Source organism: Bradyrhizobium sp. Pa8, assembly GCF_052588265.1.
Window position 1 is genome coordinate 6,523,144 of sequence record NZ_CP176767.1, and the last position, 20,233, is coordinate 6,543,376.

Sequence of the window (20,233 nt, forward strand, 5' to 3'; positions counted from 1 at the left end):
GGTTAGCCCGAGGGCTTGTCCCGAACGACGCGATCGACTCCCACGCCATGCCCTCGAAGGGTCGACCAGATCAGCTTCAGATCTGCGGCAAAGCTTTGGCTGCGGATATATTCGGCGTCGACTTCCGCCAGACGCTTGGGGTCCGTCATGTCGATACCCCGGCTTTGCGCAAGGCCCGTAATGCCGGGCAGTACCATCAGGACTCCTAATCGCTTGCGGGCTTCCACCAGTGCCGCCTGGGACGGCAAGCACGGCCGAGGTCCGACAAGGCTCATATCGCCAGCCAGCACGTTGTAGAGCTGCGGGATTTCGTCGACCTTGAAGCGCCGAAGATACTCACCAAGCGCGGTAACCGACGACGCCTCAACCTGGTGGGTCGGAACATTGGCAGTTCCCGCACGCATCGTCCGGAACTTGTAACAGGTAAATGGATGCCCGCCCTTTCCGACGCGAACCTGCGCGAAAATCGCTGGACCCGGGCTCTGAAGCCGAATGGCTATCGCGATGACGAGGAGGACCGGCCAGGAAACCAAAAGAAACAGCGCGCAGGCCGCGAAATCAAACGCCCGCTTCATCGATCAATCACTCCAACGATCCCGACGGTGGCTCGACTATGGCACGGAGGCCCGCCTTGGTCTCAACCCGAGGAGACCATCCAGCCTTCTGCAAGCTGGCAGAGCTTGCAACGAGTTCCCGCCCGATTCGATCCCAAAGCGACCGGCGCCCTGTCGCAATCACCATGGCTTTGAGCGCCTCAGGCGGTATCGAAATCAGTCGAGGCGAACGTCCCATTCCTTCTCTTAGCGTGGCAAAGATTTCGGCGATAGTGATCGGTTCCGGATCGGAAACGATGAAGGTCTGGTTCAGCGTGGCGGATCCACTGAGACAGAACAAGACTGCTTCTGACAGATTCCGGATTGATAGAAGAGAGCGTCGATTGCGGAAGGCCCCAAAGGGTAGCGGAATGGGGAGCGCCGCAATGCGTACGATCAAGGCGATATTGGCCTTGGCTCCCGGGCCGTAGACGATCACGGGCCTGAGAATTGTATACGGCACGCCAGAGCGCTTAATTTCCTCTTCCGCCTCCAGCTTTGCTCGATCGTAAGCCGTGACCGGGCACGCCTTGTCATTTTCCGTAACGACGCTATCTGCCGCCGAGCCCGCCTGGGCACCAATGGACGACATGAAAATCAAGCGTTTGACCGAGTGATGCCGACAGGCCTCTGCCAAGCCTTTGGTCGCAACACGATTGGCTCGCGTGTAGTTGCCGCTATCGACGCGACTGCGGTGGGCGATGGCGGCCAAATGCACGACGATGTCGATGCCCTCGAGCAGCGGATGCCAGTCCACTTGGGTTTCGAGATCGGGCAATTTCACCCATTCCAGATTGTTCCCCGCTCTGCCCGGCTGGCGTGAAGCCGCCCTTACATGATGTCCGACGGACGACAAGGCGGAACAAACCGCTCCACCAATGAAGCCCGAAGAGCCGGTGACCAGTATTCGAAATGGCATCCTATTGTTCCGCCCAGCTCACCACTTCCGCCGAATGTCTTAAAGCGGATACGCAACTCACGGTAAAGGTCCGATACAATCGCACGCCCGAACCATTTTGATGAGGGAGGGCTGGATTTGTCACAACCCAGCGGCCGTCCCGTCGGCAGCCCTGCCTCGAATCAGCAGAAGCATCATCGGCCGGCCGGGGCTTTTCAAAGCCCGGAATCCCGGTTCGCGCCCAGTATTGGCGAAATATGTTCCATCGTCATGAACCTGACAGCCATTCCGGCCCTAGTCCCCAAGATAGTTACCCAACAATCGGGACGTCGGCCCCTGGAACGACGATCACCCGACGAAAAGTTCCCGCCGCTCGGCCGGGCGATGATCCCGGGCCAACCTGTCGTCCACACCATTTTACAGGGTGGAACGCCCAGCGGCGCGCCGCATTGCGCTCGATTCACGAGAGAGCGGGCATGGAGGTCGATCATCCTCCGCCAATCCTCGCGGCGGCAAACAGCAACTGGCGGTTCTGCTCGATGCTTTGCGAATCCTTCAAGACACGTTCGGCATATCGTATGCACGCGGCTCTCGCGGCGGACTGTTCGGCCAACGTCCAACGCGCCGCCTCATCGATGCAAGCCGCGATGGAGCTGAGGTCTGGCGCAATTGCCCATCCCGCACCGGCTTCGCGCAGATCGTTCCACGGGGTCTGATCGCTGGTGAGCACAGGCAGCCCGACACTTAATGCCTCAAAAATGACGTGCCCGTAGTTCTCGCCTAACGTCGGAAACAAAAACAGGTCATAGCCGGCAAAGACCGACGCGATGTCCTGATGCGCGACTTCACCGCGATAGGCGACACTGACATGCGGCGGCAGCTCGTCGATGAGCCTCTGGCATTCCGCCCAATAGGACTCATCCTCCTTTGGTCCGTAGATATCGAAGGCGACGCCTGCATTCACGAGACCAATCGCCTGCAGCGCACCGGTCAGATTCTTTTTAGGCGATATGCGGGACAAGAAACAGAGGCGAAACGGACGACCACTCTCACGTGGACTCCATGCCGAAGCTGCATTCACAGGCGGCGCGGTCGCCAGATCAGATCCGACTGCTATCGAAGACGAGCCGATCGACATCGTTCGGGAAATATCGTCAGCCTCAATTTCCGTCGAAGCATGCCACATGACATCCCGGGTCACCCCAAACATCGAGGCGCCCTTGATATACGCCGATTTCCTCAGGCTCTTTAGTGTCAGGGCCCCAGGCGAGAACTCTCCCCGCGGCGCAAGCAGCAAAGGTATGCGTGGAATAAGACCGAACCGCCGAGCGATCAGGACGCGCAAGCTAAAAATCGGATCGAAAAAACTGTTGAGATAAATACAGTCGGGGCGAACCTCGTCGATCAGGGCGCGGATGGCTCGAATGGAAATGGCTCCGGGTGCAAAATATCGAACCTCGGCCTTGCCGATCTTGATCCAGGCACTTCCATCAAACTCCGGATACGGTTCGGCGTCCCCCAAGTCGCGATCGGTTGTGCCGATGAAAAATCTGATCTCGTCGCCGAGCGCTTCCGCCATGTTCGCGAGCGACCTGATCGGACCGCCTGCCTTGAAGCCCGGCAGATAGTGTCTGTTAAATGCCAACACTTTCATGATGATCTGGTTTCGCGCTGAAAATGACCGATACCGTCGCGGCAATATCGACATCTGGCAACGCCAGGTCGGAATATCCCTTCCAAGGGAACGCAATCGCGAATCCAGGCGAATGTGTCAATCGCACAACGTAGATCATCACCGGCCAATGACCGCAACCACGACGGCAGCGCCCGCAAAACGGCCCACCCGAGGCTGAAAGTCACGATGATTTACTGGGAATTGCGCCAGATGGCCAGCCTGTAGTAATCACGGACCACCGGCAACTCTCGGGTGTGGCAGGGATAATTGGAGACCTATGTTGACGGAACTGCCACTGATAAGCTTGGTGACGCCCACCTACAACCGCTCCAAATATCTGCCGGAGACGGTGAACTCGGTACTCAATCAAAGCTATCCCAATATAGAATTCATCATCGTCGACGATGGCTCAACCGACTCGACCGGTGAGTATCTCGCCACGCTTCCTCCGACGGTCAAAGTCTTGCGGCAATCGAACGCCGGACAAGTCGCAGCGTTGACGGCAGGCTGGGGCGCTTCAACCGGTACATATCTCGGTTACCTGAGCGACGACGACATCCTGCTACCGGACGCGGTCGCAACCCTGGTCAAGCATCTCGAAGCAGAACCTGAGGCGGTCGCTACCTTCCCAAACACCAATCTGATCGATCAGAACGGCAGGGTCGTCAGGGAGCGCGGGGGCCGGCCGTTTTCCCTGGCAGAGCTCGTGATCGAACAAGAATGCTACATTGGCCCGGGCGCCATCTTTCGTCGGAGCGTATATGAGGCGGTCGGCGGTTGGGACCCTCGCTGCAAGCTCGGACCAGATCGCGAATTCTGGATGCGGGTGGGATGTCTTGGCCGCATCGATTTCAATCCGGAGGTGCTGGCGCTCTACAGGGTCCATTCCGGATCTCTTTCAATCAGCGGAATCGTGTCGGACAAGCTGGTCGATGAGTTCATCTATGTTGCGGACAAGTTCTTCGATGGCCCGTTCTGTCCCAGCTCGCTGCGGGCCAGCAAGAACCTCGCGGTCGCCAACGCCAACCTCGTTGCCGCCCGCGGACATCTGCGCAATGGTCATCTGACCCGGTTTGCCCGGTCAATCATGACCGCCCACAGATACGACCCTGCAAGCCTCAATCTGAAAGCGATGTCGAGACTGGTCCGAGCGGTGATCCCCCCTGAGCTGAAGCAACCGATCGCGCGCCTGGTTGGACGCTTTCGACGCGGCACTTAATCCCGTCATGATTCTCATCGTCACAGGGCTCTGCGCAAATGGCTTTTAAGACTCCCGAGCGTCTCAGCGCCCTTCGGCTCACCGGCGCGCCAGCGGCCATGACGATCTATCTTGCATTGACCGTGCTGACCTTTCGTTTCGGCCCGTGGCCCTGGCCAGTGCAACAGCCGGGATACCTTTACCTCTATCTCACAGCGGCCATCGCCCTGTTCTTCATTGGGGCAATCGGCGGCGCCTTCGCATCCCTGCCGTGGCGGTCGCCTATCGCAAGTCATCGAGAAACTGCAACGATCAAAGTTGCGATTCTGCTCATGGTTCTCAGTGTGCTGATCCTGTCGGAGGCGCGAACCGACTCGCTCCTACCACCGGTCTCGCTTCAACTGTCGCTCGCGAACTACAACTACGATATCTTCGTTGCGAGGAATTTCACACGAGGATGGTGGACTTACTTCGAATACGCGTTCGCCCTGCTCAGCCCGTTCTTCTTCCTTGCGCTGACTGGAGCAATTCAGCATTGGCGCCAGCTGTGGTGGCCCTACCGGATTGCGTATATCTTCGCCTGTGTCACTTATCTCCTGATCTACACGCACATCGGCGTTAATCGCGGTCTCTTCCAATTGTCGGTGCTGCTACCGCTGACCTTTGGGCTATGTTACGTCTTTTCGGGACTGACCTCACGCCGCACGATCTGGATCTTGATCTCCTCCGCAGTCGTTGGCACCGCATTGTTCCTGTGGATCTTCGTTTTCTTCATTTCATTTCGCGATCCAGCCTCCAACGTAGGCCACTTCACCCCTTTGAATATCGACGCGCAGAGATCCGGAGCGATCTATGCAATCCTACCGCCGGCGCTGTACCCGGGCTACGAGACGGTCACGCGATATCTCGGCGTCGGCTACTATGGACTTTCCCTCGCGCTGACAGAAACCGACTATGGACTTGGGTGGGGACTCACCAATTCCCTGCTCGTCTTGAGGAAGGCCAAGGTTCTCCTCGGCGACAGCTGGTATTTCCATACGCTTCTTCCGGTCATCGAAAAGAAGTACGATTGGAGCCTCTGGACAACCTGGCACTCCGCGTTCACGTGGTTCATCTCGGATTTCGGCGTGTCCGGTTCATTGATCGTCGTTCTGATGATTGGTCTCCTTTATGGCCTAGTGTGGCGCAATCTTTTGATGACGGGATCCGTCGTTGCGTTAGCCTTGTTCTATCTGCTGAACACGATGGTCTTTTATTTTCCGGCCAACAATCAACTGCTGCAGTCGGCCGACACGTTTTTCGGCTTCCTGGTTCTATTCCTGATTTTCGTTGCTGGTTTTTTCCAACTGGATCTCATTAGAACGTCACCCTCAGCCACCACCGTTTTTGATCAGCCTCCCAAGGATCAGTTTTAGCCAGCCTTCGTGCGATGTCCGGGTAAGATGTCGACAGCATGGGCAACGGATCATAGAGATGCAGCCGTGACCTTCTTACGCAAACGCCCGACGGACCGACCTCCGGGCAGCGGAAATGCGGGCCGATCCGGCGGCATGGCCGTGGCCGGCAAAGTCTTCCAACTCGCGACCGGCGTCGGAATTGGCCTTCTGCTCCCGCTCAGCCTGAGTTTGCACGACGTCGGCCTGTTCTTTTTCGTCCAAGCCATCGTCAACGTAAGCGTTGTCCTCGCTCAGTTGGGACTGCCCGTGACGATCCCTGGAATCGTCTCACACGCGATGGCGGCTGGAGACACGGGACGGGCCCGGATTGTCGCCATCGAAACGATCAAGATGTCTGTCATCTCCGGCCTGGCTGTCGGATGCCTGGTCGGAATTTGTGCGTTCGCTTTCGGCCCGGCTGCCAACGCATTGAGTCCACAGATCTGGAGTCTCGTTCCGCTCATCATTCCCATGATTGCAGCCGGCGCTCTGCTTGGCGTGCTGGCAGAACTCCATCGCGCACTTTACGGCATGATGGCCGCTTCGTTCCTGCCCGCCTTTCAGGGGCTGATCGTCAGCGCCTATCTTGTATTTGCGCTCGCTTTCAAAATCCCCATGTCCATCTCACACCTTCTGACCGCCAGCGTGCTCGCGGCTATAGCCGGGATTGCGCTCGGACTGGTGCAATTGGGCCGAATGATGCGTCCTTGGCAACGGGTACCGGTCACGCCGGCGCCCCCGTCAGACATCCTCGCAGAAAGCTGGCCAAATCTCGTAACGACCATGAGTTTCGTTGCTGCGTCCCAGCTCGACATTTGGGTCGTGGGACTAGGCGGCCACCCTGCAGACGTCGCCTGCTATGGACTGGCTTTGAGAATAGGCGGCCTGTTTGCGGTCCCGCTCACGATCGTATCGCTCACGATCCTGCCCCATATCGTGACGAACTGGGCGTGTCACCGCCGCTTGTACTTGCAGTGGCTGCTAACTCTTTCAGCCACCGGCGCGACATTCGCAGCGCTTGTTGGATTTATCCCGTTCGCGGGCTTCGGACGAAGCTTGATATTGGCGATCTGGGGAGAGGCGTATGCGCCGGCCTTCGGTGCCGCGCTCATCCTGGGTCTCGGCCAAGTCATGTTTTCAGCAGGCGGCGTTGCCGGTTACGTGCTCATTCTCCTGGGCCGGCAGAAAGTCGCAATGGTCAGCACGCTGCTCGTCGCGAGCGTGACCGTGCTGCTGGCAGTTTGGGCCATGTTCAATTTCGGGATTTTGGGCGTGGCAACCGTATATGCCGCAAGTTCGACCGCGCAGGCGCTCGTGAACGTCCTCCTGGTCAGAAACTTCTTCGGGCTCACTGCGAATGCAAGACTGATAAACCCCCTGCGTGTTGGTCGACTGCTGTCTCACACGCCGAAGAGCTCGCGAAGCACGCTGTCGAAATGACCGAAAAATTGACAGTATCGACGAGGGCCACGGCGTTCCTGTCGTCCGTCTTGGATGATTTCCAGTCAACGCATGAGGCGCGGGACGCGTTGCGGATGACCGGCCAATTGCCCCATCAGACTGTTTCTGGTAGTCCTGCGCCCATGCAATCCGGGACGCTTCTGAAGTCGGTAACGCTAGTGCTGGGGCTGCTGGCGGTGTATTTTCCGGTCGCGATCTACCTGAAATATTCCTACACCCCGCGGCCGGAGCCGTCAGTGATCCGAAGCTTCTTGCTCGCCCCGTTCGCAAAGGTTGACGGCGATGGGCATGCGTATCAGGCATCAACGGAGTACATCGCATCGCTTGACGCGCTCGCTGACTCCGCCGACGCCCCGACAAGGTCTCCGATCGTGATCTACGAAAACGAAAAGCAACTCGGACCCGCGCACAGCTCGCACGAGGATATCGAAAAGACGGGTGGCGGACGATTCTCGCATTGGCGAGGAATGGGAATCATTTTCTCGACCAGCGACACCACCAATCCGAACACAAACGGCAGGCGGTATACCATCGTTCGACCGAAGTGAGATCCTTCAGCGCGACTGCCGCTTGCCATTAGCCGGATAACGCAATTCGGACAACCAGCCGACGATCTTGTCGATCTGCTTCTTCCGATCGAATTCAGCGGTCGCAAGCTCGCGTCCGCAGGCTCCCATCGCGCGCCGCTCATCCGGCGTCAAGCTCGCAAGCTGCACGACGGCGTTGGCGAGCCCTTTCGCATCGCCGGCGGGGCACACGAGACCGGCTCCTGCCTGCTGGACCAGCGTCGCGCCCTCGCCGTTCATCATCGCGAGCACCGGAATGCCGGCGGCGAGATAAGTCTGCAGCTTGGCGGGAATCGTCGAGGACAATACCGGGTCCGGCTTCATAGAGACGAGCAACGCATCAGCGTGGGTAAAAAATGACGGCATTCGCTCGACTGCAAACCGCCCAAGCATCAAGATCACGTCACCAAGGCCACGCCGACCGATTTCGGAAGCGACCCAATTCGACATGCGGCCGTCGCCGACGAGGACCCAGCGGAAATCCGGGCGGCCGCGCAAATGCTCGGCTGCGTCGAGGATTGCTGGAAAGTTCTGCGCGTCGCCGATGTTGCCAGCGAACATCACCGTGAATTTGCCATCCGCCGGCGGAACCTCGAGCGCCGCGGCCTGATCGCGCGCCTCGTAGATCAGTTCAGCCCAGTTGGGAAAGTAGACGATGCGCTCCGGATGATCGCAATTGGCGGCAATGCGCGGCACAAAGCTGCGCGACTGCGCCAGGATCAGATCGCAGCGATTGTAGATGAACCGCACCAGACGGCCGATCAGGGCCAGCAACCGGGGCGACCTCACCACACCAACGGCAGCAAGCGTTTCGGGCCAGAGATCCTGCACCCAGAAGGCGACGGGGACGCGTCGCAGCCGACGCAGCAATATCGCCGGAATGCCGACGGTGACCGGCGACGGCTCGAACACGAAGATGCAATCGAATGGCGTCGATCGGAGCTTGATCGGACCGAGAACGCTCGCCGTCACGACGAAGCTCAGATAGTTCAGCAAAAGCCCGGTCCCTGCCGATCGAGCCAGCAGAGGAACGCGCAATATCCGCGCGCCCTTGTATTGTTCGAACCGTTCGGGCGCTGCGTAGAAATCCGCAAATCCGGTGCGATTGGGATAGCTCGGCGTCCCGGTCAGGATCGTGACCTCGTGACCTCGCGCAACGAGATCTTCCACGAGATCGTTGATCTTGAAATTTTCCGGCCAAAAGTACTGGCTGACGACAAGCAACTTCAAGGAACACCAATCCAGGCTATCTTACGGTGCTGACGCCCCGCGGCGTCCGGCGCAATGTCTTCTAGCGATTCGTTCTCCAGACAACCCTTTTGACGTAATCGGTATAGCTATGAATGATGCGGACGACCTTGTCGGACACGTTGGGAGTCGCATAGTCGGATACGAGACGGAGGGCGCGATCCGCGCCACGCTCCCGCGCATCGAGAATCGCAATTCCCTGCATGACGCGGTCCACGTCGAGCCCGACCATCATCGCGGTGCCCTCCTCCATGCCTTCGGGGCGCTCGTGTGCCTCTCGAATGTTCAGCGCCGGGAGATCCAGAATCGACGCTTCCTCGGTGATGGTACCACTGTCTGAAAGTACGGCGCGGGCTCCGATCTGCAGATTGACATAGTCGCTGAATCCAAGCGGCTTCAGCAGCTGGACTTCCGGCCGGAACGACATGCCCCGCGCGTCGATGCGCTTCTGGGTGCGCGGATGGGTCGAGACGATGACCGGTAGGTTGAACTGCGCGGCGACCGCATTGAGCGTCTCCCGGAGCTTGGCGAAGTTCGTCTCGGAATCGACGTTCTCCTCCCGATGCGCGCTGACGACGAAATAGCGGCCGGTCTCCAGCCCTAGCCGTGCCCGCACGCCGGAAGCATCGATCTGCGGACGGTAGTGCTCCAGCACTTCGAACATCGGGCTCCCGGTCTTGATGACGCGGTCGGGCGCCAATCCCTCGCGGAGCAGATAGTCGCGGGCGATGGTCGAATAGGTGAGGTTGATATCCGCGGTGTGATCGACGATCCGTCGGTTGATCTCCTCCGGAACGCGGTCGTCGAAGCTGCGGTTGCCCGCCTCCATGTGAAATATCGGAATCCTGCGACGCTTGGCTGCTATCACCGCAAGGCTGCTGTTCGTGTCACCGAGGATGAGCAGCGCTTCAGGAGCCCGTTCCGCCAGAACCCGGTCCGTCGCGATGATGACGTTGCCGATCGTCTCGGCCGGCGTCGCTCCCGCAGCCCCGAGAAAAACGTCCGGCTTCCGGATGCCCAGATCATCGAAGAAGATCTGGTTCAGCTCGTAGTCGTAGTTCTGCCCGGTATGGACCAGCGTGTGATCACAGAATTGATCGAGCTTGGCGATGACGCGCGACAGCCGGATGATCTCGGGCCGGGTGCCGATGACGGTAACGACTTTCAGCTTGCCAACAGTCATGAACCCGACATCCTGCATCTCATACGTCGCACCATGACGATCACCCACCCGTTTCGGGCAGCACCGGCGCACCCGGGCCCATCGGGCCTACCACCCCGCCTCGTCATCCTTCGTTGACAGGCGTGCGGCCTGCAACAACGGTGCGGATGTAATCGAGGCTATCGAGCAGCTTGGCCATGCCGGTGACTTCGAGGCGGTCGGTATTGTGAGAATTATAATCCTCGCTGATCGAGATCTGCGTTTCGCCCTCTTCGTAATATTTCGTGTAATTCAGGTCGCGCAGATCAGGCGGAACGCGGAAGTAGAGATCGAGATCCTGCGCGTTGGCGCGCTCCTCCCTGCTCAGCAGCGTTTCGTACAGCTTCTCCCCGTGACGGGTGCCGATGATCTGGATCGGGTGATCGGGACGGCCAAGAACCTGCACCATCGCCTTGGCAAGAACCTCGATCGTCGCCGCCGGGGCCTTCTGGACGAAGATGTCGCCATTGTCGCCATGCTCGAACGCATAGAGCACGAGATCCACGGCGTCGCCGAGCGACATCATGAAACGCGTCATGTTCGGATCGGTGATGGTGATGGGCTTGCCGGCGAGGATCTGATCAACGAACAGTGGGATGACCGAGCCGCGCGAGGCCATGACGTTGCCGTACCGCGTACCGCAAATTACCGTCGATCGCGCATCGAGATTGCGCGACTTGGCGACCATGACCTTTTCCATCAGCGCTTTGGATATTCCCATCGCGTTGATCGGGTACACTGCCTTGTCGGTCGAGAGGCAGACGATGCGCTTGACGCTCGACGCGATCGCCGCCTCGAGCACATTTTCCGTTCCCACGACATTGGTCTTGACCGCTTCCATGGGATGGAACTCGCAGGACGGCACCTGCTTCAGCGCGGCGGCATGGAACACGAAATCGGCGCCGCGCATCGGGCCGAGGAGGCTCGAATAGTCGCGGACATCGCCAAGATAGAACTTGAGCTTGTCCGAATTATACAGCTTGCGCTGATCGTCCTGTTTCTTCTCGTCGCGGCTGAAAATGCGAATTTCGCGAATGTCTGACGAGAGAAAGCGACGCAATACTGCGTTGCCGAAAGACCCGGTGCCACCCGTGATGAGCAAACATTTGTCTTCGAACATAGACGTTCCCAAGCGATCTATCCAAAGTTGGCGGCGTTGCGAGCATCTTGGTGTCGAACTCGACCCAGCCTTCCGGAAACTGCTACAGAACCCCCCGCGCTTCCGCAACCGCCGAGTGCCCTCATATCGGGGCGATGCGGGGTTTAAACGCAAATTGGGCCGTCAGGGGCATGGTTCGGGCGTATCCGAACCAAATTCAACTGGATCGCGCATGTGCCTGCCGCATTACCGTCGCCCGCGCCAGCCCGTCATTTGGCCCCGAATGTGGAGAATCCCCCGAAGGAACGGTGCAAGGGCCGTTTCTGCCATCCCGGGGCAAGCGCGGCTGCCAGGAGAACCGGAAGCTGTGTCGGCCCGACGACTCTCTCAGCCTTGACAAGACATGTCGCATATGCGGCCGGGAGCTGGATTTCGGAAAGATATTGGGTCGGCCGATAGAATGCGGGCACCAGCGCCATGCTGAACGAAGCCCGGTCCTGCGGAAGTTCCACCGAGATGCTTTGATCGAGGGGCTGCCATATGCCTTCGCGCCTCGCGTATTGGAATGAAACCGTCGTCCTGCCCGGCCGGCAGTTCTCGCCACCGAACGTCAGCAGGATTCGGTCTCCGTCAGACCGCACATTCCATTGCAGGCCCTGTTCGCCGAGTTTGGGGGTCATGCTGTCCGGGGCACTTTCGACAAGCGCGCGATGCCTGTCCGGCAGTGGCAGATCAAAGACCGCGTTCCCGCCTGCGGAGGGCTTTGTGATCAGCACAACCGGCTCTCTCGGCGCCGCCAGCAACGCTTCGAACTGATGCCGCAGCGCGCGATCCTGATACATCGTCATGCCGGCGTATACTGAAATCAGTCCGACCAACACGATCGCCGCAACGATCAAGAAGCACGGCAAAACGCGACGAAGCCGCGACCATTCGAAGGGAACGCTGAAAAACGAGATAACCGCCAGGATCCAGACGAACTCGAGATGAAAGACGTGCCGGACCGAAAACTGCACCACCGGGTAGGTCAGAAGCGCGCCGAACATCAGAAACAGAGCGAGCGTTTCACGCGGTCTGACTGCCGCCTCGCGCCAGAAGAACGCGACAAATCCTGCTGCACATATGATCGCAATCCATGAGTTCGCCAGGCGATCGTAGAGCCGGTTCAACAAGCGTGCGATCCACGGGGCCGCACGCACCGGAACACCTGGGTCCACATTGACACGCCCAGGCGCGACGAGTTCCGGAAACACGATGACCCAGGCCGCGGATTTCAGCGCTTGCGTCGTCACGTCCCCAGCGAAATAAGGAAGCCAACTGAGCACATAAGAACCAGATCGTGTTATGGCTTGGGAAACCGTGTGGCCAAGCTTGCCTTCGCCCGCGTCCCAATCCGGATCAGCAGGACGCAAGTCTGCGGCGACGGACGACAGCGTGAGCTCGTCTGAATAACGCGCTCCAAGCGAATATGGCACAGGCCCCAAATCCAGATAACTCTGGAATGGATCTGACAAGCCCTGCATCAGCAACGTGCCGGATGCTCCGGCCTTTCCGACCCCCAACAGCGGCGCGGCAGAAAGCAAGGCTATCGCGGCGAAAACGGCGATTGTTGCGATACCGACTTTCCATCTTTTCGGTCCCGAACCGACCACCAATGCGATGCTTCCGATCGGCAACAGGATGAAAACGTCGGAGCGAAAGCCGACTCCCAAGCCGACCGTCACGCCAGACAGGGCCGCCCACAACAAAGCCATGCGCGGCGACTCGGCGCGGATGGTCAAAATCAGAAAGACGAGAGCCCAGATGAAGAATGGCGCCTTGGAGAAATCCCGAAAGTACGGAACCATCGACAGCATGACGGGCGACAGAGTCAGGAGAACTGCCCCTGCCGCAGCGGGCCATCTCGCAAAAAAAAGACGCACGAGCACGAAGCAACCGCACGCATAGGCACCGACCAGCGTCGAAACCAGCGGCCAAAGGTTCGCGTAGCGAATTGACGTCACGCGCCACAAGGCAGAGACCGCCCGGCCCAGATAGAGCTGCGAACGAAAGAAGATGCCGGCCGGCTCTTCCGGAGCGATCCCGATCGTCGCGCAGTCGAACACGGTGCTGCGCCCCGACAGGAAATCGATCATCGGCGAGGGTGCGACCGGAGAGCGCACGAAGCCGTGGCCGCACGCCGAATAGACCATCTCCGGCATGAATGCCTGATAGAAATACAACATGTTCGATTGGTGGAGCACGGCAGCGCCCAGCAGCGCACCCAACAGGGCGAACCCCACCCCGAGAACCCAGTCGGGGCGGTCAGGCATCGTCACGGAATTTCTCGACATTAGTGGGAGACTCACAATCGGGTCGATCTGGGTCCGATCTCCGGAACGGTTCGGCGGCAATACGAGCGCAAATTCGCAAGGCCTGAGCGGACCGTTTATACGTCGATCGGGGCATCGACAAGTGAGCGGGCCGCAGTCTCCGCCGCAGGCCCGACGGCCCATTCCGGGAGCATCCGTACGGACGTCGGCGACTTCGCCGCCGCGCGGTCCCCGGAAACCAGCATCGTCTCCCCTTCTACAGCGACCGGCTTTCAAGTACTGTCCGCGCTCGTCTTCCTGACATCCCTGATGGAGTTGTAAATGACGCTTAGGGTCACGGCGCGCGAGTTCTTGCGAGGAACACTTCATCGTCTTGGCCTGACGAGAGTGATCGACTGGGTGCGCCAGGTCCGGGGAAACAGATTCGCCATCGACAAGCGCGCCCCCGTGCGGGATCGCTTCGCTGCAATCTATCAGAACGACCTCTGGAAGATGAATGAGGGCCAGCCCTCTTCGGGAGCCGGGTCAAGCGAGCACTCGGCGCAGAATGTCATCGCGACCCTTCCGAAAGTCGTATCCGAGCTCGGCATATCGTCGCTGCTGGACATCGGCTGCGGAGACTTCACCTGGATGAAGAAGATAGAGCTGCCTTGCTCATACACCGGTATCGATATCGTTCCATCCGTCATCGCGAACAACCAGAAGCAGTTTTCCACGTCGCAGCGGAATTTCATCTGCCTGGACGCCATCACCGAGGACATTCCGGCTGCGGACGCGGTGCTATGCCGGGAGGTGCTGTTCCACCTGAGTTTTGCCGACAGCATGAGCCTGATCAGGAACGTCTACAAATCGGGGAGCAGGTTTTTCCTGACGACGACGGAACGAGCGACCGGTTACAACTCCGACATCGACAGCGGCGACTTCCGCATTCTGAATCTGCAGATTTCTCCATATAATTTAGGGCCGCCAGTCATGGAGATTGCGGACGACTCAGTCAGCGTCGGCAGGATTATCGGGGTCTGGCGGCGCGAAGATTTTCCTGCCTGGGCGAAAAGCCATTCGGACCGTCCTGCGTCCTGACCCCGTCCGAAGTGCAGGACGTGGTGGCCCGCGAGCGGCGCCACCTCCGCCCGGTTGCCAGGCGCTCCCCTCGCCCCTATTGAGGCCGCTCGCCCCCTAAGGAATCCGGTGAATGACTTTGATGGACAAATGGCGAGCGATTGCCGGTCGCGCCGAAACTCCAGGCGGAATCGGCATCCTGCTTTGCCTGTACATCGTCACCGCCTGCCTCTCCCTGATCGCCGTCACGACTTTCAGCAGCCATTATTTCAGTGCCGCCGCATTCCATATTTTCTACGACCCGGCTCGATTTCCGGTGGCAGCTGCAGTGGTCGCGGCCTTCGCCGTCGTCGGGATGTTCTTCCTGGTAGCCCGCTTCAGTTTCGGGTACATCGTCGGATTCTATCTTTATTCGATGATGCTCGGCTATCTCTGGCTCAATTGCTTCAGCGACTTGAACTACGATCACCGGCTGGCCGGATGGTCTGCGGCATTCTCGGCTGGGGCGTTTCTTGTCCCCGCCACGCTGATCGTCTCACCCGTTGGCCGGATATACGAGCTGCCCGCGCGCATGTTCGAGCATTTGCTGACGCTCATCCTGCTGTTGTCCCTGGCGACGATCATCGCGGGTGCAATCTACAATTTCAGAATTGTGGCCATCGAGGATATCTACCGCTACCGCGATAAGCTGGATTTTCCTACCGGTCTCAGATACGCGATCGGGATCACCACGACTACCTTGCTGCCCTTCGCATTTGCCTGCTTCGTTGCGCGAGGAAACATCTGGCGCGCCGGCGCGGCGCTGGTTCTCTCCCTGCTGTTTTACCCGATTACACTGACCAAGTTCGCTATTTTTACGCCAATGTGGCTGGTGTTTGTTGCCGTTCTCGCCAGATATTCGAGACCCAGAACAGCAGTCATTCTTTCCCTTTTGCTCCCGATGCTCGCAGGACTCCTGACCTCCGTTTTCGAGGTGCTTCCAACCCTCTTCTACACAGTCAATTTTCGGATGGTGATCATCCCGTCGAACGCTTTCGATATCTACAATGATTACTTCTCCAGGCACGAGCTGACCTATTTCTGTCAGATCGGATTCCTGAAGCGGTTCGTTCCCTGCGCCTACAACGAGCCCCTGTCGATCCTGATGAATCAAGTCTATGAACTCGGATTTCTGAATGCGTCGCTGTTTGCGACCGAAGGAATCGCCTCCGTCGGCCCCATGCTCGCACCCATCGCGGCGTTCGCATGCGGATTGGTCTTCGCGTTCGGCAACCGTCTGTCCGCGGATCTGCCGTCCAATTTCGTCTTGATTTCCAGCGCGATCCTGCCGCTGGTCTTTGTCAACGTCCCTCTATCGACTACGCTTCTGACGCATGGGGCTGGGGTACTCTTTCTACTCTGGTATGTGACGCCGCGCGCGATGTTCGAACGATCATCTGCACCATGAAGGCTCCGCCGCTCACCTCCCGAGGCGAGGTTCGCTAAAGCATGACGAGGTAGGGATCCTTCCTCGGCGTGCGCGAAGGCGATCGCGAGGCTTTACCCGTTGCCGACGGCCACCAGCGAGACACGGTGCACACCAAGTCCGAGCAGGCGCTTGTCGCCGCTTGCGGCATTCAAGTCGCAAGGCCAGAGCGGCGTGCAGCCGTCGAGCTGAAGGCGAACCCGGTCGGATCGAAGCCGGAGTAGGCGCTCCGGCACGCGGCCTTCGAGCACGACCACGTCCCCCTTCTGCCTGCGTTCGACGTCACGGCGGCGCCGTTGACGCGCAGCACGGCGTCGTCGACCGCGGCCTAAGAGATCGCGGGTGCAACTTCCCAGCGCACGGTGTGGTCTCCGCCCCGGTCTAAGGCATGCACAGATCTGGTGGTGCGGCGGCTTGACTCGGGTTGGCCGCGGGGGATTCCAGAATCGGAAGTCTGTGTGACTTCTATTGCAGCACTCCGTGGTTGGACGGGGTGCCGTGATGTCGTCACGGATTGACTGGACGCTGGACCGGTTCGGAGATTGTCGTCTCGATAAAGGGGCGGCGCTCGTCGAACGCATGGTTGCGGGCAGAGCTGTCTGCCTGCGGCGGGCTTTCCCGGGGGATCGCGCGCTGGAGGTGCGGTTCAACCGCTTTCTTGGCCACGACAAGGTGAGAGGGAGCGGATCATCGAAAGCTGGGGCGAAAACACGGTCGCGGCAGTAGAAGGCCATCATGTGCTGGCCATCCAGGATACCAGCGAGATTGACTTGACGCCGCGACGCCGGCGCGGGCTCGGAGAAATCGGCAAAGATCGCCAGCCAGGCCGAGATGTTGAGAATCGGCTCTATGTTCCAGTTGTGTGGTGATCCTGGTGCCACGGATATTCCGCGAGCTGAAAGGGCTCGTCTGGCGGGTTGTTGAAGTCCGGCCCATAGAGCGAGAGAGCGAGGCCATGAGTCCCAGAATTTCGGGCGAGGAGCACAGATCGTAGACGGTCCGGCTGTCGAGGTGACGGACGCGCAGACTGAACGGGCAATAGCGCGTCAGCGTGGTTAGCACGCGATCGAGAATGGTCTGGCGCGCCTGCTGCACCTGCTGCGGATCAAAGGCGGTGAACGGCCCCTGGCGTCGAAAGGTTTCGATCTCCGCGGCGGAGAGTGAAGGCATCGATTTTGGCGAAATCGGTCTCGGCCTAACGGAAGGCGCTACGGCGATAGGTTCGATCGCGAAAAGTCTAACAGGATCGGCGGGCATATCCAAGCGAGCACCGGGAACATCATCCCGGGTAATGAGGTCGCGCAGACGGCGATAGGCATCGCGGCCCTGAACTATGTTGCGCTCGGCTGCGCGCAGCAGATCCGCGGGAGCCCCGGCGATCTCGCACCAACCTTCCGCAATGGCGTGAGCTAGCGCGGAGGCGGTATTCTCCCGCCCCAGTTCGACGATCTGAATCCCCGTGTCGAAAAAGCTTGCCCGCGGAACGCAGAACTTCAACCTGTAGTAATGTGACTAGATTAGCGCCACCACGGAGACGCATTGCGACAGGGCACACATGGCAGCGTGGTAGCTGCCGGTAACGACAAGGCAGCAATCGCCGGCCCGTGCAACGATGTCCTCGGGCGCAGCAAGTCCGCGGTGGTCATCGACCCGCTCCGCCAAGTCGTCCAGCGTCTCACGGATGGCATCCGCGTCGGAAGGCCCGAAGGCCGAAATCGGAACGGGGACGATCAGCGCGTCCAGATCAGCGACCGCGCCGCGCAACATCTTGCGCAGGTCGGTTGTGGCAGGCCCGACGCTGGCATAGTCGGCACAACGCACGTCGATGCCAGCCCCCTGCCCAGCACCTCGGGCCGCCTGGCCTGCGCGAACTCGATAGCCTCGTCGCCCACGATCACCACCCGGCGCCTGCGCCTGCGCGACATTCGCCTCCGTCCTGATCCAGCGTCTCGCAGCCCGGCCAGATGCCGCGCAGCCTTGCCACGATGCCTTCAAAGATCGCCCGATCGCCGTGATTGCTGTTGTCGGCGAAATCATTTCCGGATTCGACGAGCAGCTTGACGGTCATCGGGCCGCTCGGAGGTCCTGCGGCTTGGCAGATTAGTGTTGTGATACTTGCCTAATCCACGAACACCACGGTCTTGCGGCCATTGAGAATGACGCGGTCGTCGAGATGGTAGCGGATCGCGCGGGCCAGCACGCGGCGCTCGATATCGCGGCCCTTGCGGACGAGATCCTCCGGCGTGTCGCGGTGGCTGATGCGCTCGACGTCCTGATCGACGATCGGGCCTTCGTCGAGGTCGCGCGTGACGTAATGGGCGGTAGCGCCGATCAGTTTGACGCCGCGCTCATGGGCCTGGTGATAGGGCTTTGCGCCCTTGAAGCCCGGCAGGAACGAGTGGTGGATGTTGATGCAGCGGCCGGCAAGCTTGGCAGACAGATCGTCCGACAGGATCTGCATGTAGCGAGCGAGCACGACGAGATCGGTGCCGGTCTCGGCGACGAGATCGAGGATCTGCGCCTCCTGCTCGCGCTTGGTCTCCTTGGTGACAGGCAGATGGTGGAACGGGATGCCACCGAAGTCGAGCCCGGCATAGACCTCGCGCGGATGGTTGGAGACGATTGCGGTCGGGACCATCGGCAGCTCGCCGGTGCGCCAGCGATAGAGGATGTCGACCAGGCAATGGTCGGACTTCGACACCAGCAGCATCACCTTGCGATGCGCGGCACGGTCGCGCATCTGCCACTCCATGCCGAAACGCTCCGCGATCGCGGCAAAGCCGGTCTGGAGCGCCGACAGTTCCACGGCGAGATCGGCCGCGGTGAACACCACGCGCATGAAGAACTTCTTGGTCTCGACGTCGTCGAACTGCTGGGCATCGAGGATGTTCTGTCCGTTGTGGGCCAGGAAGGTCGACACCGCCGAGACGATGCCGGGACGATCCGGACAGGACAGGGTCAGGACATATTGATGATCGGGCATGGCTCTTGATGAAGGTTTGGGCGGCGACTGCGGAGTGACCCGCGATTTGCGCCCTGCTCTATCACCAACCCCGCCCTTGCGCCAATTCCAAGACTTGATCCCAAGACTTGATCCCAAAGACTTGCGTCAGCATAAAGCGCGGAGTCAGGATGAACGGACCATTGCAATTTACCGCCGGAGCACACCCATGGCCGACCGCTTGAACGGCTACCGCATCCTGATCCTGGAGACGCGCGAGGAGGCGCAGTTTTCAAAGCTTCTGGCGGAGCAAGGTGCCGATGTCGTGCAGTGCCCGATGTTCACCATTCACGACGCGCCCGATCCCGCCCCGGTCGAGGCCTGGATCCGCCGCGCCATCGACAAGCCCCTTGACGATCTCGTGCTGATGACCGGCGAAGGCCTGCGGCGGATCATGAAGCTCGCCGTCGCGCGCGGGCTCGACCAGGCTCTCGTCGCCGCGCTTGCCAAATCGCGAAAATTCACCCGCGGCCCGAAGCCCGGCAAGGCATTGCGCGAGATCTCCCTCGATGCGCAGCAGACCACGGAGAAGCCGACCACCGAGGGCGTGATCGAAATGCTGGGCAGGCTCGACCTAAAGGGGCGACGCGTCGGCCTTCAGCTTTATCCGGACAAGGACCACAGCGCACTGACCGGCACGCTTGCCGCGCAAGGCGCCGATGTCGATACCGTGCTGCCTTATGCCTACGATTCCAAGGCAGCGGATGCCAACATCGTCGCCGCCATCGACGACATGGCCGAGGGGCGGATCGATTCCATCGCGCTGACCAATCTTGGCCAGGTCCGCCGCCTCATAGAAGCCGCGAAGGCACATGGCAGTGAGGCGAAGTTGCGCGCAGGGTTGGAGCGGACGCTGATTGCGTCGGTGGGTCCTGCGGTGTCGGGAGAGCTCGCCGCGCATGGCCTGCGCACGGACATCGCGCCGGCGGAAGACCACTATTTCATGCGCCCGCTGATCTCGGCGATGGCGGCAGCGCTCGCCGAGAGACGGCCAAAGGTGGCGGGTTAGTCACCAGCCGAC

19 protein-coding genes are annotated in these 20,233 nt (G+C 60.0%); 7 read left to right on the top strand and 12 right to left on the bottom strand.

The features are described from left to right. Positions 1–2 precede the first annotated feature (2 nt). From ACKWRH_RS30955 to ACKWRH_RS30965, 3 genes are all read right to left on the bottom strand, one after another. A complete protein-coding gene (locus ACKWRH_RS30955) occupies positions 3–575 on the bottom strand; it encodes a sugar transferase (RefSeq protein WP_354095662.1) in 573 nt (190 codons plus the stop codon). A gap of 7 nt (positions 576–582) precedes the next feature. Further along, positions 583–1,512: an NAD-dependent epimerase/dehydratase family protein gene (locus tag ACKWRH_RS30960; RefSeq protein ID WP_354095661.1), complete on the bottom strand. Its 930-nt coding sequence runs from the start codon at positions 1,510–1,512 to the stop codon at positions 583–585. Between the two features lie 466 nt (positions 1,513–1,978). Next, positions 1,979–3,199 carry a glycosyltransferase gene (locus ACKWRH_RS30965; RefSeq protein ID WP_445216595.1) on the bottom strand — a complete coding sequence of 407 codons (1,221 nt, stop codon included), beginning with the start codon at positions 3,197–3,199 and terminating at the stop codon, positions 1,979–1,981. 274 nt (positions 3,200–3,473) lie between these two features. Here ACKWRH_RS30965 and ACKWRH_RS30970 point away from each other — a divergent pair, with 274 nt between their 5' ends. The 4 genes from ACKWRH_RS30970 (at position 3,474) to ACKWRH_RS30985 (ending at position 7,809) form a co-directional block, all read left to right on the top strand. Next, positions 3,474–4,385 (top strand): glycosyltransferase, encoded by a 912-nt coding sequence (locus ACKWRH_RS30970; RefSeq protein ID WP_445216596.1) that lies wholly within the window; start codon positions 3,474–3,476, stop codon positions 4,383–4,385. 38 nt (positions 4,386–4,423) lie between these two features. Then, a complete protein-coding gene (locus tag ACKWRH_RS30975) occupies positions 4,424–5,779 on the top strand; it encodes a hypothetical protein (RefSeq protein ID WP_445216597.1) in 1,356 nt (451 codons plus the stop codon). A gap of 135 nt (positions 5,780–5,914) precedes the next feature. Next, positions 5,915–7,240, top strand: a complete 1,326-nt coding sequence (locus ACKWRH_RS30980; RefSeq protein WP_445216598.1) for a hypothetical protein — start codon at positions 5,915–5,917, stop codon at positions 7,238–7,240. After that, a complete protein-coding gene (locus ACKWRH_RS30985; RefSeq protein ID WP_445216599.1) occupies positions 7,237–7,809 on the top strand; it encodes a hypothetical protein in 573 nt (190 codons plus the stop codon). Before ACKWRH_RS30980 ends, ACKWRH_RS30985 begins: the two co-directional genes overlap by 4 nt. 6 nt (positions 7,810–7,815) lie before the next feature. Here ACKWRH_RS30985 and ACKWRH_RS30990 read toward each other — a convergent pair whose 3' ends face one another. The 4 genes from ACKWRH_RS30990 to ACKWRH_RS31005 form a co-directional block, all read right to left on the bottom strand. After that, positions 7,816–9,057, bottom strand: a complete 1,242-nt coding sequence (locus tag ACKWRH_RS30990; RefSeq protein WP_445216600.1) for a glycosyltransferase family 4 protein — start codon at positions 9,055–9,057, stop codon at positions 7,816–7,818. A gap of 61 nt (positions 9,058–9,118) precedes the next feature. Beyond that, positions 9,119–10,258, bottom strand: coding sequence for a non-hydrolyzing UDP-N-acetylglucosamine 2-epimerase (gene wecB, locus ACKWRH_RS30995; RefSeq protein WP_445216601.1), 1,140 nt, complete (start codon positions 10,256–10,258; stop codon positions 9,119–9,121). Between the two features lie 103 nt (positions 10,259–10,361). Then, complete coding sequence (locus ACKWRH_RS31000) at positions 10,362–11,396, bottom strand: polysaccharide biosynthesis protein (RefSeq protein WP_445216602.1); 1,035 nt, start codon at positions 11,394–11,396, stop codon at positions 10,362–10,364. Positions 11,397–11,644: 248 nt separating this feature from the next. Further along, positions 11,645–13,693 carry a hypothetical protein gene (locus ACKWRH_RS31005; protein ID WP_445216603.1) on the bottom strand — a complete coding sequence of 683 codons (2,049 nt, stop codon included), beginning with the start codon at positions 13,691–13,693 and terminating at the stop codon, positions 11,645–11,647. Positions 13,694–14,008: 315 nt separating this feature from the next. On the opposite strand from ACKWRH_RS31005, the gene ACKWRH_RS31010 reads away from it, so the two are divergent. Further along, complete coding sequence (locus tag ACKWRH_RS31010; RefSeq protein WP_445216604.1) at positions 14,009–14,767, top strand: class I SAM-dependent methyltransferase; 759 nt, start codon at positions 14,009–14,011, stop codon at positions 14,765–14,767. A gap of 112 nt (positions 14,768–14,879) precedes the next feature. After that, the gene (locus ACKWRH_RS31015) at positions 14,880–16,193 is read left to right on the top strand and encodes a hypothetical protein (protein WP_445216605.1); all 1,314 of its coding nucleotides are present in this window, start codon (positions 14,880–14,882) and stop codon (positions 16,191–16,193) included. A 92-nt stretch (positions 16,194–16,285) separates the two neighbouring features. Here the strand turns inward: ACKWRH_RS31015 and ACKWRH_RS31020 are convergent, their stop codons facing one another. From ACKWRH_RS31020 to purU, 5 genes are all read right to left on the bottom strand, one after another. Further along, positions 16,286–16,468: a hypothetical protein gene (locus ACKWRH_RS31020; RefSeq protein ID WP_445216606.1), complete on the bottom strand. Its 183-nt coding sequence runs from the start codon at positions 16,466–16,468 to the stop codon at positions 16,286–16,288. Positions 16,469–16,898: 430 nt separating this feature from the next. Continuing rightward, entirely contained in the window at positions 16,899–17,708 is an 810-nt protein-coding gene (locus ACKWRH_RS31025) for a hypothetical protein (protein WP_445216607.1), read from the bottom strand. A 15-nt stretch (positions 17,709–17,723) separates the two neighbouring features. Further along, positions 17,724–18,032 carry a hypothetical protein gene (locus ACKWRH_RS31030; protein WP_445216608.1) on the bottom strand — a complete coding sequence of 103 codons (309 nt, stop codon included), beginning with the start codon at positions 18,030–18,032 and terminating at the stop codon, positions 17,724–17,726. 73 nt (positions 18,033–18,105) lie between these two features. Next, on the bottom strand, positions 18,106–18,279 hold the full coding sequence (locus tag ACKWRH_RS31035) for a hypothetical protein (RefSeq protein ID WP_445216609.1): 174 nt from the start codon (positions 18,277–18,279) through the stop codon (positions 18,106–18,108). Positions 18,280–18,330: 51 nt separating this feature from the next. After that, on the bottom strand, positions 18,331–19,194 hold the full coding sequence (gene purU / locus ACKWRH_RS31040; RefSeq protein ID WP_445216610.1) for a formyltetrahydrofolate deformylase: 864 nt from the start codon (positions 19,192–19,194) through the stop codon (positions 18,331–18,333). Positions 19,195–19,381: 187 nt separating this feature from the next. Between purU and ACKWRH_RS31045 the strand changes: the two genes are divergently transcribed. Continuing rightward, positions 19,382–20,221 carry a uroporphyrinogen-III synthase gene (locus ACKWRH_RS31045; RefSeq protein WP_445216611.1) on the top strand — a complete coding sequence of 280 codons (840 nt, stop codon included), beginning with the start codon at positions 19,382–19,384 and terminating at the stop codon, positions 20,219–20,221. Positions 20,222–20,233 lie beyond the last annotated feature (12 nt).

Coding starts and splice junctions, on each gene's coding strand:
- purU (WP_445216610.1), bottom strand. CDS start 19,194: ATGCCCGATCATCAATATGTCCTGACCCTGTCCTGTCCGGATCGTCCC.
- ACKWRH_RS30985 (WP_445216599.1), top strand. CDS start 7,237: ATGACCGAAAAATTGACAGTATCGACGAGGGCCACGGCGTTCCTGTCG.
- ACKWRH_RS31000 (WP_445216602.1), bottom strand. CDS start 11,396: ATGTTCGAAGACAAATGTTTGCTCATCACGGGTGGCACCGGGTCTTTC.
- ACKWRH_RS30960 (WP_354095661.1), bottom strand. CDS start 1,512: ATGCCATTTCGAATACTGGTCACCGGCTCTTCGGGCTTCATTGGTGGA.
- ACKWRH_RS31015 (WP_445216605.1), top strand. CDS start 14,880: ATGACTTTGATGGACAAATGGCGAGCGATTGCCGGTCGCGCCGAAACT.
- ACKWRH_RS31010 (WP_445216604.1), top strand. CDS start 14,009: ATGACGCTTAGGGTCACGGCGCGCGAGTTCTTGCGAGGAACACTTCAT.
- ACKWRH_RS30975 (WP_445216597.1), top strand. CDS start 4,424: ATGGCTTTTAAGACTCCCGAGCGTCTCAGCGCCCTTCGGCTCACCGGC.
- ACKWRH_RS30980 (WP_445216598.1), top strand. CDS start 5,915: ATGGCCGTGGCCGGCAAAGTCTTCCAACTCGCGACCGGCGTCGGAATT.
- ACKWRH_RS31045 (WP_445216611.1), top strand. CDS start 19,382: ATGGCCGACCGCTTGAACGGCTACCGCATCCTGATCCTGGAGACGCGC.
- ACKWRH_RS30955 (WP_354095662.1), bottom strand. CDS start 575: ATGAAGCGGGCGTTTGATTTCGCGGCCTGCGCGCTGTTTCTTTTGGTT.
- ACKWRH_RS30965 (WP_445216595.1), bottom strand. CDS start 3,199: ATGTCGATATTGCCGCGACGGTATCGGTCATTTTCAGCGCGAAACCAG.
- wecB (WP_445216601.1), bottom strand. CDS start 10,258: ATGACTGTTGGCAAGCTGAAAGTCGTTACCGTCATCGGCACCCGGCCC.
- ACKWRH_RS31035 (WP_445216609.1), bottom strand. CDS start 18,279: ATGACCGTCAAGCTGCTCGTCGAATCCGGAAATGATTTCGCCGACAAC.